Here is a 17,512-nt window from a genome sequence, read left to right as displayed (position 1 = left end):
ATGCGTACAATCGGTGAAAATGCAAGAGGGCGCCGAAGCGCCCTCTTGCCTGCACGGGAAAAAGATTACCGGGTCGTGCCTTGCGCAGCCGCTGCGGTGGCTGCCGTGGCAGGCGCCGCCTTCATGCCGAGGGTGCGTGACAGGAAGCCCCAGCGGTCGGCCACTTCCTCGATCTGCTTCGATGTCGGCTTGCCGGCACCATGGCCCGCCTTGGTTTCGATGCGAATGAGCATGGGTGCGGGACCGCCCTGGGCGGCCTGCGCCGCGGCGGCGAACTTGAAGCTGTGCGCCGGGACAACGCGGTCATCGTGATCGGCCGTGGTGACCATCGTGGCCGGGTAGCACGTTCCCGCCTTCAGGTTATGCAGCGGCGAGTACTTGACCAGGGCCTTGAACTCTTCCGGGTTGTCGGACGAGCCGTAATCGGACGTCCACGCCCAGCCGATCGTGAACTTGTGGAAGCGCAGCATGTCCATCACCCCCACGGCCGGCAGCGCCGCACCGAACAGGTCGGGCCGCTGCGTCATTGCTGCGCCGACCAGCAGGCCGCCATTGCTGCCGCCACCGATGGCCAGCTTTGCCGGCGACGTGATCTTGTTGGCAACGAGCCACTCGGCGGCGCCGATGAAATCGTCGAACACGTTCTGTTTGCGCAGCTTCGTGCCGGCCTGGTGCCATTGCTCGCCGTATTCGCCGCCGCCGCGCAGGTTGGCCATCACGTAGACGCCCCCCATCTCGACCCACGCCAGGTTCGCCACCGAGAACGCCGGCGTCAACGGGACATTGAAGCCGCCATAACCATACAGGTAGGTGGGGTTGCTACCGTCGCGCTTGAGGCCCTTCTTCGCCACGATGAACATTGGCACGCGCGTGCCATCCTTGCTGGTGAAGAATTCCTGGCGCGTTTCATACGCATCGGGATCGAAGTCCACCTTGGGCTGGCGGTACACGATGCTCTTGCCCGACTTCAGGTCGTAGCGGTAGATCGTCGACGGCGTGGTGAAGCTCGTGTACGCATAGAAGGTTTCCGTATCCTCCCGCTTGCCGGCAAAGCCGCCGGCCGAACCGATGCCCGGCAGCGCCACGTCGTGCAGCGGCTTGCCCTGCAGGTCGAATACCTTGACGGCGCTGTAGGCGTCGGCGAGGTATTCCGCCACCAGCTGGCCGTTGACGATGTTGGCGCCCTTCAGCGTTTGCTTGCCTTCCGGGACGATGTCCGTCCACTGCCCCGTACGCACGTCGATGGCCGCAATGCGCGACTTCGGCGCATCCTTGTCCGTGACGAAATAGAACAGCGCGCCGTCGTTGTCGATGAACGAGTAGGACGCGTCGAACGCTTCGAGCAGGCCGGTCACCTTGCCGCCCTTCTGCTTCAGGTCCTTGATGAACACGCGGTTCTTTGGATCGGTGCCCTGGGTGGCGTTGATGACGAGGTAGCGGCCATCGTCCGTGACTTCGGCCTGGAAGCCCCACTCCTTCTGGTCGGTGCGCTCGTAGACGAGAACGTCGCGCTCTTGCGGAGTGCCCAGCTTGTGGAAATAGAGTTTCTGGAAATAGTTCACGCCGGCCAGTTTCGCGCCCTCGGCCGGTTCATCGTAGCGGCTGTAGTAGAAGCCGGAACCGTCGTGCGCCCAAGCCGTGTTGGAGAACTTCACCCACTTGATGTGGTCCACCGTGTCCTTGCCCGTGTCGATATCGCGCACGCGGATCTCGTTCCAGTCGGAGCCCGACGCCGCCGTGCTGTAGGCCAGGTACTTGCCTTGCGGGCTGACGGCAATGCCGGACAAGGCCACCGTGCCGTCCGCGGCGAGCTTGTTGGGATCGAGCAGCACGCGCGGCGCCTCGTCCAGCGTTTTAAGGGTGTACAGCACGGCCTGGTTCTGAAGGCCGTCGTTGCGGCTGTAGAAATAGCGCCCGCCCTCCTTGAAAGGCACCGAGTAGCGCTCGAAGTTCCACAGCTGGGTCAGGCGCTGGCGGATCGCCGCGCGCTCGGGAATCTGGCCGAGGAAGCCTTGCGTGAGGCGGTTCTGTTCGTCGACCCAGGCTTTCGTTTCAGCGCTGTTGGCATCTTCCAGCCAGCGATAAGGATCGGCAATCGAGGTGCCATGGTAGTTGTCGCGCTGGTCGACCTTCTTCGTGACGGGGTAGGTCAGCGCCTGTTGCTGGTCGATGCGGGGTGGGCAGGTCTGGGCCAGTACCTGGCCGGTGGTACCGGCCAGCAGTGCGGAAACGATGGCAGCGAGGGTAGCGCGTTGCAGGTGCATGGATATCCTTGAAATGTGGAAATCCGCCAGTCGCGGCGGACGTTCGATGATATCGCCAACCATGGAAAATAAGAAAGGTTCCACAGGCTGCAACGGCGCAGTTTATTCGGTCGATCCGCCACGCAGTCATAATTTGTTTATGGCGTTCACCAACGGGCCGATCAAGGCTGGCAAGCCATCGGCAGTGCCCTTCTCGTGCCGGCGCCAGCCAGGCGCCGACATCGCCGCGCCAGGGGCGACCGGCGCCGCCCGCTCAGGCGCGGTGGGCGTCGCGCCAGCGGCGCGTCATCAGTTCGGCTGAACCGATCTCTTCGCGCGTCAGCTTGCGCTCGATCAGCTTGCGGTTATTGCAGGCCGTTTCATCGCCGGCTTCGGCGGCCAGCGAAATCCACATGTACGACAGCACCGGATCGCGTTCGACGCCACGCCCGCCCGCATACATGCCGCCCAGGTTGTACTGGGCCAGCGGATGCCCCTGTTCGGCCGCCTTGCGGTACCAGCGCACCGCTTCGGCATCGTTGCGCGGCACACCGTGCCCGTTGGCATACATGACCCCGAGGTTGTTCTGCGCGCTGGCATCGCCCTGCTCGGCCGCATTACGGTACCAGGCAACGGCACGGGCATCGTCCTTGGGTACGCCGCGGCCGTTCGCATAGATGACGCCGACATTGAACTGCGCATTGGCGGCCCCCTGGTCGGCAGCCCGGCGGTACCAGACCAGCGCCTCGGCCGGATCGCGCGCCACGCCGCGGCCCTGCGCGTACATGCCGCCCAGGTTGTATTGCGCCAGCATGTGGCCGGCCGTGGCGGCGCGGCGGTACCAGTCGAATGCGAGCACGTCATCCTTGCGGGTGCCGTAGCCGTTCGACAGCATCACGCCCAGGTTGAACTGGGCATCCGTGTCGCCCTGTTCGGCGGCGCGGCGCAGCCAGGAACAGGCGCGCTCCAGGTCGACCGCCACGCCCCGGCCTTCCGCATAGGCGACGCCGAGGTGCCGCTGCGCGGCGGCCATGCCTTGCGCGGCGGCCTGGCGATACCAGGCGACTGCCTGGGTGTCGCTTTGCAGCACCCCATGGCCGCGCCGGTACATCAGGCCAAGATTCAGTTGCGCGGTGGCGTCGCCTTGCAGCGCGGCCTTGCGGAACCAGGCCAGCGCGAGCTGGAAATTGCGCTTCGTGCCAAGCCCTTGCGCATAGGCTTCGCCGAGCAGCGCCTGGGCGCTGGCGACGCCCTGTTCCGCGGCCCGGCAGAACCACGTGAGCGCCGTGGCATCGCTGCGGGGCACGCCACGCCCCTTCCGGTACATCAGCCCGAGATTCTGCTGCGCCGACGCGTCACCCTGCCGCGCAGCCATGCGGAACCAGAAGATGGCCTCGGTATCGTCCGGCTTCGTGCCGGTGCCGTTGTAGTACATCGCCCCCAGGTGATTCTGCGCGAAGGCGATGCCCTGCAAAGCCGACAGCCGCATCCAGATGAACGCCGCGTCGTCATTGCGATTCACGCCCCTTCCCCGCTTGTACATCAGCGCCAGATTGAATTGCGCATACGCGTCGCCTTTTTCGGAGGCTTCGCGAAACCACGCGTACACGTTGACATCCTTGTTCGAGTAACGGTTGTTCATGCCAGCTCCCCATTCCAGCACGTCGGTATGTTGCATAAAGCTTAATAAACGATGGCGCACGCCTTTTGCGCGGTCTCAATTGGCCGCCCGGTTTATCGTGGTCGACGATGTGGGGTAAAGGTTGACGCGGCAGGATACGCCGCGTCGCGGGGCGCGGTAGCGGGGAACCGCAATCCGCTCAGGCTGCTGCTGCGGATTGCTTGCGCAGGAAGTCGGGAACCTTTGCCGCGGCCAGCCTGTTGACCGACATCAGCAGCGCCGGCTCGACGGCGGCGATGCCATAGTTTGACGCGAGGTGGCGCCCGATGTGCAACAGCACTTCCGCAGCGACTTCGGCATCGGCCTCGGCCCGGTGGGCGGTGCCGCGGAACGGTATACCGAGCTGGTTGCCAAGATTGCCCAGCTTGTAGCTGTACAGCTGTGGATACACGCGCCGCGACAGTTTCAGCGAGCACACGGTGCCGCCATGCATGGGCGCCATGCCGAGGCGCATACTTTCCGCGCGCAGGAATTTTTCGTCGAAGCTGGCGTTGTGGGCCGCCAAGGCGTCGGCACCGATAAATTCGAGCAGGCGCGGCACCACTTCGTGCGCCGGCGGCGCCGTGTCCACCATCTGTTGCGTGATGCCGGTGAGGCTCGTGATGAATGCGGGAATGCGGGCACCGCAATTGACCAGGGAAACATAGCGCTCGACAATGACCCCATCGGCAATGCGCAGCGCGGCCACTTCGGTGATGCGGTCGCCCATGTCGGGTGACAGACCGGTGGTCTCGAAGTCCAGCATCACGATCGGTTTGGTCAACATGGTGGTTCCTTAGCCAAATTTGCGGACGGCGTCCAGCGCGAGGCCGGCGCCAATGCTGCCGAACAGGTCGCCTTCCACCTGGCGCGCGGTCGGGACGGCCGCGGCGATCCGCTCGCGCAGTGCCGCGACGCCGGAAGAACCGCCGGTAAAGAAGACAGTGTCGACTTGCTCCGGCCGCACGCCGGCATCGGTCAGCAGCCGGTCGACCGTGGCGCCGACCGTGCCGACCAGCGCGTCGATCGCGGCGACGAAACACTGCCGCTCGACGTCCAGCAGCAGCGGCGGCGACAGGCGGTCCAGGTCGAGCCGGACCGATGGTTGACCCGACAGCGCGATCTTGGTTTCCTCGACGCGCATGGCGAGCCAGTGGCCTGCGCGGTCCTCGATCAGGTTCTGCAGCCGCTGCAATTTTTGCGGCTCGCGCGCATCCCGTACCAGTTCGCCCAGCTGGGACGCCATCTTCTTCGTATAGGCCTGGTTAATCGTGTGCCATGTCGCCAGGTTGAAGTAATAGCTGGACGGCACGGCACTGCCGTTCTTCAGCTCGCTGCCATGCCCCAGTTGCGGCATCACGGCGGCAAGGCTGAGGTATTTGTCGAAATCGGTCCCGCCGATATGCACGCCGGCGTTGGCCAGGATGTCGTCGCGCCGGTCGACCTTGCCGGCCCGGGACGGGCCCAGCCGCACCAGCGAGAAATCGGACGTGCCGCCGCCGATGTCGGCAATCAGCACCAGTTCTTCGCGGTCAATCTGCGATTCGTAGTCGAACGCGGCGGCAATGGGTTCGAACTGGAACGCCAGGTCGCGGAAGCCGGCGCCCCTGGCGATGTCGGCCAGCGTGTCTTCGGCCAGACGGTCGGCAACCGCATCGTCATCGACGAAATGCACGGGCCGGCCCAGCACGACGGCGTCGAAGCGGCGGCCCGCCGCGCTTTCGCCCCGGCGCTTGAGTTCGCCAATGAACTGGCCCAGCAATGCGCGGAACGACAATGCACGACCAGCCACTTCGGTCTGCCCGTCCATCAGCGGCGTACCCAGCAGGCTCTTCAGCGAGCGCATCAGGCGGCCTTCATAGCCGGCCAGGTAATCCGCCAGCGCCGCGCGCCCGAACGTCACCGCGTCATCGTCGGCGTTGAAAAACACGACCGACGGCAAAGTGACCTTGCCGTCTTCGAGCGGCAACATCACCGGCCGGCCCGGTTCGACCCACCCGACCGTGGAATTGGACGTGCCGAAGTCGACACCGCACGCTGTTGCCATCGCTACCTCATCTGAAAGGGGCGAAATTTTACCAGAGAGTTGGATTGAGCTGCATCAAATCCCGCACCGCCGAGATAGTTACGCTAGGAAATTCGACATTACGGGAGACCGACATGGCAGGCTACAGCAGAGGTTCGCGACGGGTGGGGTACAAGGTGGGCGACGACACGCGGACAGCGGGACCTTCAACCATCCGGGGCGTGTCCAGGGGGCGCAGCCGCACGATGGCTCGCATCCGAAGCGGCTGGCGGCGGCGTGCGGGTGCGACCGGGGTATTGCTGGCGGTCATTGCCGTGACCATTGCCATTGCAGGGTAACGCGCGCGACGGCGAGATAATTCTTGAGATCTTTATTACCATAAGGTAACTTTATGCATTATCCTTAACCGATACGGTGCCGCCAAGGGCATAGGCGAGACGATGAGAAAAACAAGGACCCCACCCACAGATGAAGGCGTCGCTGCCGCCAGGCTGGCGCATTGCAAGGCTGCACTGGTGCGCGAAAACCGGCGCGTTACCTCCTACGACGTGGCGCTCGTGGCGGGCGTGTCGCAATCGGCCGTGTCGCGTTGTTTCAAGCCTGGCGCAAGCGTGTCGCCATCGATGCATGCGCGCGTGATGGCAGCTGCCACCGGGCTCGACTATATTCCCAACGCGGCGGCGCGCAGCCTGATCACGCGGCGCTCGAACATGGTGGCGGTGGTGCTTTGCCACGTGTCCAGCCTGTACCACCCGGAAGCATTGGCCGAGCTGTCGCGGCAGCTCGCGCGGCGCGGCAAGCGCGTGCTGCTGTTTACGGTGCAGCACGAGGCCGACGTTGAGCAGGTTCTCGGCGACATCTGGGAGTACCAGGTCGATGGCGCAATCATCGCTGCTCCGCTGAGCAACGAACAGGTGCAGGAATTCGAGCGCCGGCGCCTGCCGCTAGTCGTGTTCAACCGTAACGTGCGGGACCGCACCGTCAGCAGCGTGCTGTGCGACCAGTATGAAACGGGCCGCCTGCTGGCCACGCGCCTGGCCGGCGCCGGTCATCGCCAGTTCGGCATCGTGGCCGGTCCCGAAGGCTCGGCGCTTGCCTCGGAACGCCGCGCCGGCGCGTGCGACCGGTTGCAAGAATTGGGCTTGCCGGCCCCGGTCGTCGTGCCGGGCCAGTTCGACTACGCCAGCGGCGGGTCCGGCCTGCGCGAGATCATCGGCACCCTGGGCAGGGTGCCGGACGCCGTCTTGTGCGGGAATGACGTGATGGCGCTCGGCTGCCTGGACACGGCCCGCCATGCATTGCGCATCGACGTGCCGCGCGCGATGTCGGTCGTCGCGTTCGATGCGGTCGAACCGGCCAGTTGGCTGAGTTGCGATGTCACGACACTGCGCCAGCCCATGCACAACATGGCCCTGGCAGCGGCCGACCTGCTGACATCGATGATCGAGTCGCAAGGAAGCCACCTGCCTGAAAAGCGCGTGTTCGCCCCACAACTCGTCGAAGGGTCGACCGCGCGCCTGGCGCCCATCCGGGATACGTGGCTTGCCGCATGACCGGCACCGTGTAATCGTTACCGATGGGCTGACGTCATTTCACATTAATTACGTTAAGAAAAGCACGTTCCCTGAAACAAAAAGGGTATAGAGTCATTCCAGGTAATCGTTTGCTGGAGTCCTCCATGGCCCTCGTGCTTGCCGCGGCCACTGCCGCCACCCTTCTCATTCAGCCTGTGTGTTCCTGGGACCGGCCTGGTGTCGACCGCTACCGGGGCACGCCAGCCGCAGCGCTCGCGCATTACCGGGACATCGATGCCGCGGATCGCGCCGCGCTGGCACGCCGCATTGCCGCCGGCATTCCGGATGACAGGGTAGCGATCAGCCGCACGGCCATTTCGGGCGGTTACCAATATGAAAGCCGAATCGCGGATATGCATTTCGGTGCCGGCCGGATCTGCCGCACGGTCACGCGGACAAAATGGCGCGCGGCACACCGCGAACCAGGCGCGATCTACTGCGTCGGGGAAGAATGCGTGCTGGTGCCGGACGTTTGCGGCAATGTCAGCCGTGTGCGCCGGATCGAGACATCCGGTTCCAGCTCGCCGGGGTCGACGGGCGGATCGGGTGGGCCAGGCGCGTCGGGCGGGTCGGGCGGATTACCGGGACCGGCGGTCGAGTTTCCGCCGATGGCGCCGACACCCGTGCCGGTATTCGCGGCAGCCCCGGGTGACGGCGAGTCCATGCCGCCGTGGGCCGGACCCGGTGCTTCACTGCCGCCCGCGCCGCGGCTGGACTACCCGGGCCCCGGGCGGGAGACGACAGGACCGCTATCGCCGCCATTGCCGATGGCGCCGGTCCCCGAGCCTTCGACGTGGGCGATGCTGCTCGGTGGCATCGGCCTGGTGGCGGCCCGCGCCTGGCGCCGCCAGCGCGCGAAACGGGATGGATGCGGGGATGGATGCGGGGATGGGTGACGGCTAGCGGCCGGCCCAGAACACCAGCACGCCCAGTGCGCGGGCGCGCCAGGACAGGGTCAGCGCCACCGCCAGCGCGGCGGCGGCCAACCCCATCAGCCACACCAGCACCGCGATCGACGCCGCATCCACGCGCAGGCACAAGGCAAGCGCGCAAGCGAGGGCCGCCGCGCCAAGGCAGCGCAGGCTGCGAACGAGGACCGCGGACCGCGACGCGGTGCCCCGCACCTGCTGCCAGTGCGCTTCCAGCGACAAGGCAAGCCATCCCATCCCGATCAGGCAGGCAACGAGTGCGGCCAGCAACATCAGCCCGTCACGCATGGCCAGCTCCCATGGCGGAGGCCCTCGCCGGCGCGGCGACCGCGGCACGGCGTTGCAGCCGGTGCGCGGCCAGCATGGCAATGCCGGCCCCGGCCAGCATGAACAGGTCGGCGCCAGCCACCGGCCAATAGCCGTTGCCCAGGGTACGCAGCAGGTGATCCCCGGTGGTGAACCAGTTCAGCGCGGGCGCCAGCACGCCCAGGGCGGCGATGGCCAGGCATTGTTCGCGCCACGCCGGCGCCATGTGCCCGGCGGCAACCGGTGCGGTGCGCCACGCCGCATGCACCATTGCCACCGCCCAGGTACCCAGAAGCAGTATTTTTCCATGTCGCCGCGCCACGGCCAGCCGGCCGGCATCGTGTCCGGCAACAGGCGGTTGGCCACCAGCATGCCGAGCGCCGCGATCACCATGCCGGTCACCGTGGTGACTGCCAGGGCATCGACGATGCGCGCGCCGGCACTGCCTGCCTTGGCATGCTGGCGCTTGCGTTTCTCGACAAAAAACAGGAAGCCGGTGGCAATGCAGGCACAGCCGGCAAGCCCGCCAAGCACGTAGAGCCAGCGCAGCAACCAATGCCTGAAATGCTGCAGGTGCAGGCCCGTGAGGAATTCATTGATCCGGCCTACCAGCGTGGGTGGCGGATCTTCCCGCAGCAGCTCGCCGGTGGATGCCTTGAAATGGATGCCTTCGCCCGTCAGCGCGATACGGTCCGTACCGGCCCGGTAGACCGACACATAGCCATTGGCATCGCCCGGAAACTGCACGCCCAGGAAACCGACGTCGCCCGCCCTGCCCTTCGCCGCCCAGCGACGCTGCGCTTCGGCGACCATGGCGTCCACCGACGCCAGTGGCGCCGCGATGCCGGCCCGTTCATGCGGCAACCCCGTTTCCTGCGCCTCGATCCGTTCATGCTTGTCATGCAGCGGGGCGAGCTGGGTGTGCGTGACGGGAAAGTAGATGCCGGCGAAGATCACCAGGCCCGTGAAGGCAAAGAAGAAGTGGAACGGCAGCGCTACCACGCCGGTCAGGTTGTGCAGGTCCAGCATGCTGCGCTGTGTGCTCTTGTTCGGCCGGAACGTGAACAGTTCCCGGAACAGCTTGCGGTGCATGACGACGCCCGTGACGAGCGCCACGAGCATCATCAAAGCGGCGAAGCCAACGATCCAGTATCCCAGGCTCTTCCACTCGACCGTGAGACTGTAGTGCAATGGATAGAAGAAGCCGCTGCCGATCTTCAGCCGGTCGTCCGGCAGCGCCGTGCCGCTGCGCGGATCGACCGTGCGCAAGGCAAAGATCGTGGCGTCCTTTTCTTTTGCGTTCGGTACTTCATAGCCGACGAACAGGCCGAGCACGGGATCCCGGTGGGTGGTGTAGGCCCCCATCCGGTTCACGGCCTCGAAGCGTTCGGGGAGCCGCCCGTTGACCTGGCTGCTCATGGCGGCACGGGCATCGTCCAGCGGTTGCATGTCTTCGAATACCGGACGCATCAGTTTGTCGAACGACGGCATTGGCTGCGGTTCGAACCGCGTGGAAGGAATGGCCCAACGGTCGATCTCCCGATCGAACACGGACAGCGCGCCGAAGAAGAACACCACCATCAGCACGAAGCCGAGGAACAGGCCGAACCACGTATGCAGCCAGGCCATCGCCAGGCGAAAATTCGGGAACATGACGGTGCCTCCTAGACCAGTTGTTGCTGCAGCAGCGATGCGGCAACGGCCAGCGATGCGCCGCCACCGGCCAGCACGAGCCAGACGCGCGGCAGGCTGCGTGCCGCGAACGACACCAGGAACGCGACAAGGTACACCAGGAAGCCGACGATATAGGCAAGGTGCTCGGCATCGTGGAACGCCATGCCGGCCGCAAACAGCAGCGCGGTGCCGAAGGCAACCACGCCCCAGGTGAAGGCATAGCCGCCAAGCACGGCTGCTGCCGTGCGTGAGACGATGTGGAAGCGGAATGAAGTCGATGCGGTGGATGCGGCCATGACGAAGTCCGGTATGTTGGCGGGCTGTCGCTTCCCGTTCGGCGGCAGGCGAACGTCGCGATAGAAATGAGAACGATTCGCATTCTATCAGCCGTTCCGGGTGGGGCCAACTGCAATATCAGGTAATTTACGGACATAGGCAGGTGGGCCAGGCGCCTGCCCATAAAAAAGCGCGTCGCTGGCCGGAGCCGCGCGACGCGCTTCATGTACCGCCCTGCCGGGCGGCATTCCTGCTGCGGATTACAGCTTCCAGCGCATCGTCAGGCCGATGACGCGATCGTAGCGACGGACGTCGCGCGGGTTGCTCGCGATGCCGTGATAGTCGTTGTAAGTGCGATCGGTCAGGTTTTCCACGTCCAGCGTGATGCCCATGTTCTCGTTGATCTTGTACGAGATCGATGCATCCACCGTTTCGATCGGATCGACGATCAGGTCGATCGGACCGATCGGCGCGGGGATCGCGCGGTAGTTGAACGTATCGACGAACCGGCCGCGGTAGTTGTAGGCCAGGCGGCCGGACCACGATCCGCGCTCGTACAGGCCGACGATATTGAACGCGTTCTTCGACATGCCCTGGAACGGCGCCCTCTTGCCGTTATCCTCGAAGTGACCCTTCATGTACGTGTAGTTCGCTTCCATGCCAAACCCGCCCAGCCAGCCCGGCAGGAAGTCATAGAACTGGCGATAGCCGATTTCGATACCTTTCAGCTGGCCTTCGTTGACGTTGTGCGGGTGCTCCATCCGATACTGCTTGCCGTTATAGGTCTGCAGCTCCAGCGTGCGGATGATGTAGTTCTCGAACTTGTGCTTGAACACGGTGGCGGTCAGGCTGCCGGTCGGCGCGAAGTACCATTCCAAGGCCACGTCGGCGTTCTTGCCAACGACTGGCTTCAAATCCGGATTGCCACCGCTGCCGCCGTAGATGCCAGAACCGTCAGCCGTGGCGCCCAGCGAGATACCGGGGTTGAAGTCACCGAAGGCGGGCCGCTGGATCGTCTTGCCGGCGTTGAAGCGGCCGATCAGGGTGTCGGTCAGGTTGGCCTTGACCGTCAAGTTCGGCAGCACATCGGTATCCGACGACTTCTTGTTGATTGCTACGGGCTGGTCATTGACATTGGTGAATCCATTGACGTCCAGCTTGGTCTTGACGACACGCACGCCCACCGTGCCTTCGACAGGTACCGGGCCGGCGTTGAAGCCGAAGCGGGTCTTGCCGTACAGCGCACTGGTGTCCTCGTTGTTGGTGTACAGCGAGTACGGATCCGGCGCCGTGCGGCCGTCACGACCGTACAGCTTGCGCACGGCATCGATGTTGCGGTGCTGGTAGTCGCCGCAGACGGTCAGCCACTGGTTCATACCGTAGTCGTTGGAGAACGGCTGCGACGGGCAGGTCAGGCCCGGCAGCGAACTGACGGCGGGCAGGCCCGGGATGGCCGGCAGGAAATTCAGGCTTTCGTGCTGGTAGCGGGCGCTGCGCTTGGCGATACGCACGCCGGCACTGAACTCGCGGAAGAAGTTCTCTTCGCCATTGTTATAGGTCGCGTCCGCGCGCCAGTCCTTCGACTGGCCGCCCGAGGCTTGCCAGTTGTCGATGAAGTTATGCAGCGTGTAATTGTTCGGGTCCAGCATGTTGTAGCCGGGGTAGTCGAAGCGCGCGCCGCCATTGACATAGGTCTGGCCGACGATCGTGGTCGGATGCGCGAGCATCTCCATGATCGGCATGTCCTGCTTCCAGCGGGCAGTCGTACGTACGAACTCGGTGGACACGCGCAGGTCCGGCGTGATGGTCCACTTGGCGCCGATCGCACCCTGGTGCGTTTCCGAATCGTCGCGCGGCGTCTGGTTCGAGCTCAACGCAAAGGGATTGCCGGACGACGTGACGGTATCGACCTGGTTCGTGCCCGGGAACAGCGTGTACTGGGTGGTCGATCCCCAGCCCAGGTTGCCGAGGAAGAACTGGCTTTCGCGGTCGTGATCGATGCGGGTCGACCAGCCTTCCGCATATAGCTCCACATCGCGCGACGGCTTGAACTGGAATGCCCAGTTGGCAGAGTAACGCTCGCGCACGCCGGTCGTGCTCGAATGCCCCAGGTCGACCGGACCGGTCACGGCGGGGTTCGGCTTGCTGGTGTTGTTGGTGACGGCATTGTCCGGCGGCGAGTTCCAGGTCACTTCATCGAAATAGTGGCCCTTCTGATACGACACGCCGAACAGCGCGCCGAATTCACCCAGGTCGTTCTTCCAGCGGTTCGAGATCATGCCCGATACCTGCGGATCCGTGGTGTCTGCCTTGTCGCGGTTTTCCGCGCGGCCAACCAGGCTCGCCGAAAAGCCCTTGAAGTCGAACGGGCGGGCCGTGCGCACGTCGATCACGCCAGCGGTGCCGCCTTCGACCATTTCCGCGCCCTGCGTCTTGTAGACGTCGACGCGCTGGAGCATCGTGGTCGGGATGTCCGCGAGGTGCAAGTTGCGGTTCGTCGACGTGTAGACTTCGCGGCCGTTCAGCAGCGTCGTCAGGCCCGGCAGGCCGCGAATGATCACATCGCTGGCTTCGCCGCCCGCGCGGCGGATTTGCACGCCGGTCACGCGGCCAAGGATCTCCGCCACGTTCTTGTCGGGGAACTTGCCAGCTTCTTCCGCCACGATCGAATCGACCACTTCGTCGGCGTTCTTCTTGATCGTTTGCGCGCTCTGCGCGGCGCGGCGCACACCGGTTACCACAACCGCGACTGGCTCCGTGGTCGCCTGCGCTTCCGCAACGGCCTGGGCATCTTGCGCCCAGACGGATGCACTGCTGAGGATACCGGCGCCCGCCAGGATGGCGACCGACAGCTTCATTTTCATGTGATGCGATGGGGGAGTGTGACCGAGCGAAGTCAATGTCATCGATGATCTCCTGACGTTATAGTTTTTGTGAAAGACGCGTGTTACCACTGTCAACTCAAGAATGCGGGCCAATAGTAGTAAGCGCTGCGAGATCGATCCAATGATTTTTTTACGGTTTCCGATGTCGAAATAGATATGACTCGGAATCTTGCAAATGGTGCATTCCAGTAATACTTATTGCCATCCGCTTTGATAGCCTGAGCCAGGCGATGAGCACAACATGACTTCATATTGATTTAAAAGGAATAACTTGCGCCACCATCTGCGCGTACGGCTCGCCCGGCGATCAGGAATTGATCGATTAGCAACAGCATGCGGCACCCGCATGCATTCCCTGCAGTAGCGTACGCTGTACCAAATCCGCAACAATGACCAGCAAGAAACGCAGAGTCGCGCAGCATTTCGTTCCGCATGGTCGATGGACAGGGAGACTGGACAGACACTGCTGTGTAGGTCAGTCCGCAGGCTTGCGGTTGCGCGTCCTGCCGCCTTCGGTGCGCCCCGCGGCGTGCCGCAGTGCTGTCTCCAGCGCCAGGGCGCGGCCCTCTGCAGCAGCAGCGTGCGCCTGCGCGGCGACCAGTTCACGGCGCCCTGCCGCGAGTTCGTCTTGTGCGCTGTCGCGTGCGCTTGCCGCAGCGGCGACAGCGCCCTCCAGGGCGCCGATGCGCTGATGCAGTCCGGCGACGTGCAGTGACGTCTCACGCAGCTCGACGCGGTGCCGTTCGGCAGCAACCAGCGCGGCATCGCGTTCGGCGTCGAGGGCTTTCTGCAGCCTGACGGTCGCCGCACGTTCACGCTCGAGTTCCTGCGCAGCCTGGCGCCGCGCGCCGTCGTGGACGTCGCGTGCCGCTTGCAGCTGCGTGCGCAACTTATCGAGCTCGGCGGCGTGGTCACGTTCGACCGTCTTGAACCACGCATGCTGTTCATTCAATTCCTTGCGCGCGTCATCGACGCGCTGGCGCAATGCGCCTTGCAATGCCTCATGCGTGCCTATCTGGTGGCGTAGTGCGGCCACTTCCTCGCGTGCTGCGGCAAGGGCCACGCGCTCGGCGTCCACAGCGGCAACGAGTCCGTCGGCACGCGCCAGGGCGGCGGCCTCGGACAGTCTTGCCGAAGCGACCTGCGCCTCGGCTTCTTCCCGGAATGCCGTCAGCGAGGCCGCCGCCGCATCCTGCGCCTGTTTCCACAACGTGGACACCAGCTCCCCGCCGCCGAGCGTAATGCGTCCGGCAAGTCCGGCCCCTCGATCGTTACGCGGCTTCGTTCGCGAAGCTGGCTCCAGAATTTCGCCAATGCCTCGGCGGGTGCCGACATGCTGCCCTTGCGCACCAGCTGGTAAAGGCGGTTTGCCGTCGGCGTCAGGCCATAGCGGAAGAACATCACCGTGCAGACTTCGCGGTACAGATCCTGGGTGTTCGGATAGCGCGCGCGCAACGTCTCTACATCGTTGAGCAATTGTGTTTCAGCGGTGTGTACAAGTTCCATGGCTACTCCTCGTCGTTAGGTAAATAATACAACGTTTTATGTAGCGTTTCGTACTTCCCATACCAGTAGTGCCGACTATCCACATCAGCGCTATCTGTACAGTGCGCACAACCTATATCATCTAGTACATCGGAAGTGATCATTTGGTACATTGTCAGGATCGCCGGGGTATTTGCCGTTGCTTTTCAGAACGGTTATGATCGAAGGCTTTCTTTACGTAAATTTACAGGAGCCACGCATGGTTCGACCGCCTTCCCTACAGCACGCCGTGGCGTTGGCGTGCCTGGCGTTCAGCCACGCCCCAGCGCACGCGCAGCAAGTCCCGATGGCCGAAGTAGTGGTGACCGCAACACGCAATGCCAAGGCGGTCGACAAGATTCCGGGCGCGGTGACGGTGGTGTCGCAGCGCGAACTGGAAATGCAGTACTTGCTGGCCGATGACCCCTCCGCCGCGCTGGCCACCTATGTGCCCGGCTACTCACCGAGCCGGCAAAAGATTTCATCGTCCGGCGAGTCGCTGCGCGGACGCACGCCACTGATTCTGCTCGACGGCATCCCGCAATCGAATCCCCTCCGCGCCGGCATGCGCGAGGGCTATTTCGCGGACACGGCGATCATCGAGCGAATCGAGGTGATCAATGGCGCATCGGCGATCCAAGGCATGGGCGCCACGGGTGGCATCATCAACTACATCACGAAGACGCCGCGGCAGGAAGGAACGGGCGTTGCGTTGCACGCCCGGGCGGCCACCGGTTTCCGGCACGATAACCTGGACTGGAAAACGGGCCTGTCGGTATCCCACAAGTCGGGGGCGTTCGACATGCTGGCTTATGCCAGCGTGCAGCGGCGCGGCATGGCTTACGACGGCACCGGCAGGCTGGTCGGCATCGACGCGCTGCAGGGCGACACGCTCGATGCCGGTGGCCACGATGTGTTCATCAAGATCGGCCGCAATTTCGGTGACCAGCGCCTGCAGTTGACCGTCAACCGCTTTAATTTCCGTGGAGAACTCGACTACCGTGCCGTGCCGGCTGATTTTGCGCGCGGCACCCCGACCTCGTCCATTCCTGGCCGACCTCCCGGCAACCCGGCGCGTAACGCGGTACACACCTCGTCGCTTGACTACCGCCATGCGTCCCTGCTCGACGGCGTATTGACCGCGCAACTGTTCAGCCAGGATTTCATGGCGCTGTATGGCGCCAGCAACACGATCACATTCCAGGATGCACGCCTGGCCCCGCCCGGCATGCTGTTCGACCAGTCCGAGATCAATGCCGACAAACATGGCGCCAAGATCACCTGGGTGCACCCGGACCTGCTGTTGCCCGGACTGGAATGGACACTGGGCATCGACCACTTGCGCGACCGCAGCGGCCAGCGCATGGCGCTGACGAACCGCACGTGGGTGCCCACGCTCGACTTCACGTCCACCGCGCCGTTCCTGCAACTCGAATATGACGTGGGCCCTGTCACGGTCCGCGCCGGCGTGCGCCGGGAATCGGCAAGCCTGCAAGTCGACGCCTATACCACCCTCTGGTCCTATGGGGGCGTCCAGGTACGTGGCGGCAAGCGCTCCTTCGACAAGGCGGTGAAGAATATTGGCGCCGTATGGCGCTTTGCGCCGGCATGGACGGCATTCCTGTCATCGTCCGAGGGATTCGGGTTGCCGGATGTGGGGGTGGTCTTGCGCGGCGTGAACCGCCCGGGCCAGTCGGTGGACACGCTGTTCGAACTGCAACCGGTGATCACCCGCAACCAGGAAATCGGCATCAACTGGCGTGGCGCGCGCGGCAGTGCAGGCGCCTCGTTCTACGACTCGCGCTCGAAGCTCGGCACCGTCATGCGGATCAATGCGGAAGGCTTCGGCGTGCTCGATCGCGTGCCGACCACCGTGCGTGGCTGGGAAGTATCGGCCGAGGTACGCCCGGCCAGCACGTTGTCCCTGTTCGGCACCTATGCCAGGACGATCGGGAAGACGGCAGCAACGGCCGGCGCGCCGATGGACCTCGCCCTCGGCGCACGGGCCCAGGGGCCGGACAAGCTGGTGCTGGGCGCCGGTTGGCGGCCGCTGCCGCGCACACAGTTGCGCCTCCAGGCGACCCATCTGGCGGACCGCGACATCAATGTCGGCCGCACGGCCGGCACCATCAACCTGGAAGAACATTTCCGCGGCTACACATTGGCCGACCTGGCCATGACGTGGGATACCAGCCTGGGAAGGTTTGGCGTCGGCATCGACAACCTCACAGATCGCCAGTACGTCGGCTACTATTCGCAATCGGTGTTCCTGAAGGACCCGTTGACCTATTTCGCCGGCCGCGGCCGCACGTACTCGGCGAGTTATACACGCAACTTCTGAACTAGACGAACTGTCAGGTTCCCTAAATTCGTTTGCGTTTTATCAAAATGATTGCAACTGGCTGAGCGGAAGGC

At 64.2% G+C, this 17,512-nt stretch carries 13 protein-coding genes and 1 pseudogene; 4 read left to right on the top strand and 10 right to left on the bottom strand.

Annotated elements, in window-relative coordinates:
* Nucleotides 1-65 precede the first annotated feature (65 nt).
* Nucleotides 66-2,264, bottom strand: a complete 2,199-nt coding sequence (locus EWM63_RS27515) for a prolyl oligopeptidase family serine peptidase (RefSeq protein ID WP_207221168.1) — start codon at nucleotides 2,262-2,264, stop codon at nucleotides 66-68.
* Between EWM63_RS27515 and EWM63_RS27510 the strand changes: the two genes are divergently transcribed.
* Complete coding sequence (locus EWM63_RS27510; RefSeq protein WP_130189371.1) at nucleotides 2,263-2,565, top strand: hypothetical protein; 303 nt, start codon at nucleotides 2,263-2,265, stop codon at nucleotides 2,563-2,565. The two genes, EWM63_RS27515 and EWM63_RS27510, sit on opposite strands and share 2 nt — an antisense overlap.
* Here EWM63_RS27510 and EWM63_RS27505 read toward each other — a convergent pair.
* From EWM63_RS27505 to EWM63_RS27495, 3 genes are all read right to left on the bottom strand, one after another.
* Nucleotides 2,518-3,885, bottom strand: coding sequence for an SEL1-like repeat protein (locus EWM63_RS27505; RefSeq protein WP_130189370.1), 1,368 nt, complete (start codon nucleotides 3,883-3,885; stop codon nucleotides 2,518-2,520). The two genes, EWM63_RS27510 and EWM63_RS27505, sit on opposite strands and share 48 nt — an antisense overlap.
* Nucleotides 3,886-4,063: 178 nt before the next feature.
* Complete coding sequence (locus tag EWM63_RS27500) at nucleotides 4,064-4,690, bottom strand: 3'-5' exonuclease (RefSeq protein WP_130189369.1); 627 nt, start codon at nucleotides 4,688-4,690, stop codon at nucleotides 4,064-4,066.
* A gap of 9 nt (nucleotides 4,691-4,699) precedes the next feature.
* Nucleotides 4,700-5,950: an Hsp70 family protein gene (locus EWM63_RS27495; RefSeq protein ID WP_130189368.1), complete on the bottom strand. Its 1,251-nt coding sequence runs from the start codon at nucleotides 5,948-5,950 to the stop codon at nucleotides 4,700-4,702.
* Between the two features lie 419 nt (nucleotides 5,951-6,369).
* On the opposite strand from EWM63_RS27495, the gene EWM63_RS27490 reads away from it, so the two are divergent.
* Nucleotides 6,370-7,482: a LacI family DNA-binding transcriptional regulator gene (locus EWM63_RS27490; protein ID WP_130189367.1), complete on the top strand. Its 1,113-nt coding sequence runs from the start codon at nucleotides 6,370-6,372 to the stop codon at nucleotides 7,480-7,482.
* Nucleotides 7,483-7,607: 125 nt separating this feature from the next.
* Entirely contained in the window at nucleotides 7,608-8,399 is a 792-nt protein-coding gene (locus tag EWM63_RS27485) for an MHFG family PEP-CTERM protein (RefSeq protein WP_130189366.1), read from the top strand.
* A gap of 3 nt (nucleotides 8,400-8,402) precedes the next feature.
* Here the strand turns inward: EWM63_RS27485 and EWM63_RS27480 are convergent, their stop codons facing one another.
* The 6 genes and pseudogenes from EWM63_RS27480 to EWM63_RS27455 all read right to left on the bottom strand — a co-directional run bounded on the left by EWM63_RS27480 (nucleotide 8,403) and on the right by EWM63_RS27455 (nucleotide 15,079).
* Entirely contained in the window at nucleotides 8,403-8,720 is a 318-nt protein-coding gene (locus tag EWM63_RS27480) for a DUF3325 family protein (RefSeq protein WP_130189365.1), read from the bottom strand.
* Nucleotides 8,713-10,391, bottom strand: a pseudogene (locus EWM63_RS27475) (PepSY-associated TM helix domain-containing protein). Before EWM63_RS27475 ends, EWM63_RS27480 begins: the two are co-directional and overlap by 8 nt.
* An 11-nt stretch (nucleotides 10,392-10,402) precedes the next feature.
* Complete coding sequence (locus EWM63_RS27470; protein WP_130189364.1) at nucleotides 10,403-10,708, bottom strand: iron uptake protein; 306 nt, start codon at nucleotides 10,706-10,708, stop codon at nucleotides 10,403-10,405.
* Nucleotides 10,709-10,948: 240 nt separating this feature from the next.
* Nucleotides 10,949-13,594 carry a TonB-dependent receptor gene (locus EWM63_RS27465; protein ID WP_229487533.1) on the bottom strand — a complete coding sequence of 882 codons (2,646 nt, stop codon included), beginning with the start codon at nucleotides 13,592-13,594 and terminating at the stop codon, nucleotides 10,949-10,951.
* Nucleotides 13,595-14,048: 454 nt separating this feature from the next.
* On the bottom strand, nucleotides 14,049-14,792 hold the full coding sequence (locus tag EWM63_RS27460) for a coiled-coil domain-containing protein (protein ID WP_130189363.1): 744 nt from the start codon (nucleotides 14,790-14,792) through the stop codon (nucleotides 14,049-14,051).
* Nucleotides 14,744-15,079, bottom strand: coding sequence for a DNA-binding protein (locus tag EWM63_RS27455; RefSeq protein ID WP_130189362.1), 336 nt, complete (start codon nucleotides 15,077-15,079; stop codon nucleotides 14,744-14,746). The genes EWM63_RS27460 and EWM63_RS27455 overlap by 49 nt, the downstream gene beginning before the upstream one ends.
* A 325-nt stretch (nucleotides 15,080-15,404) precedes the next feature.
* On the opposite strand from EWM63_RS27455, the gene EWM63_RS27450 reads away from it, so the two are divergent.
* Nucleotides 15,405-17,438 (top strand): TonB-dependent receptor, encoded by a 2,034-nt coding sequence (locus EWM63_RS27450; protein ID WP_229487532.1) that lies wholly within the window; start codon nucleotides 15,405-15,407, stop codon nucleotides 17,436-17,438.
* Nucleotides 17,439-17,512 lie beyond the last annotated feature (74 nt).

It is taken from the genome of Pseudoduganella lutea, from assembly GCF_004209755.1.
GTDB lineage: Bacteria > Pseudomonadota > Gammaproteobacteria > Burkholderiales > Burkholderiaceae_D > Rugamonas > Rugamonas lutea.
The sequence above is the reverse complement of the archived record's forward strand: the minus strand, read 5'-3'. Positions and strand labels throughout refer to the sequence as shown.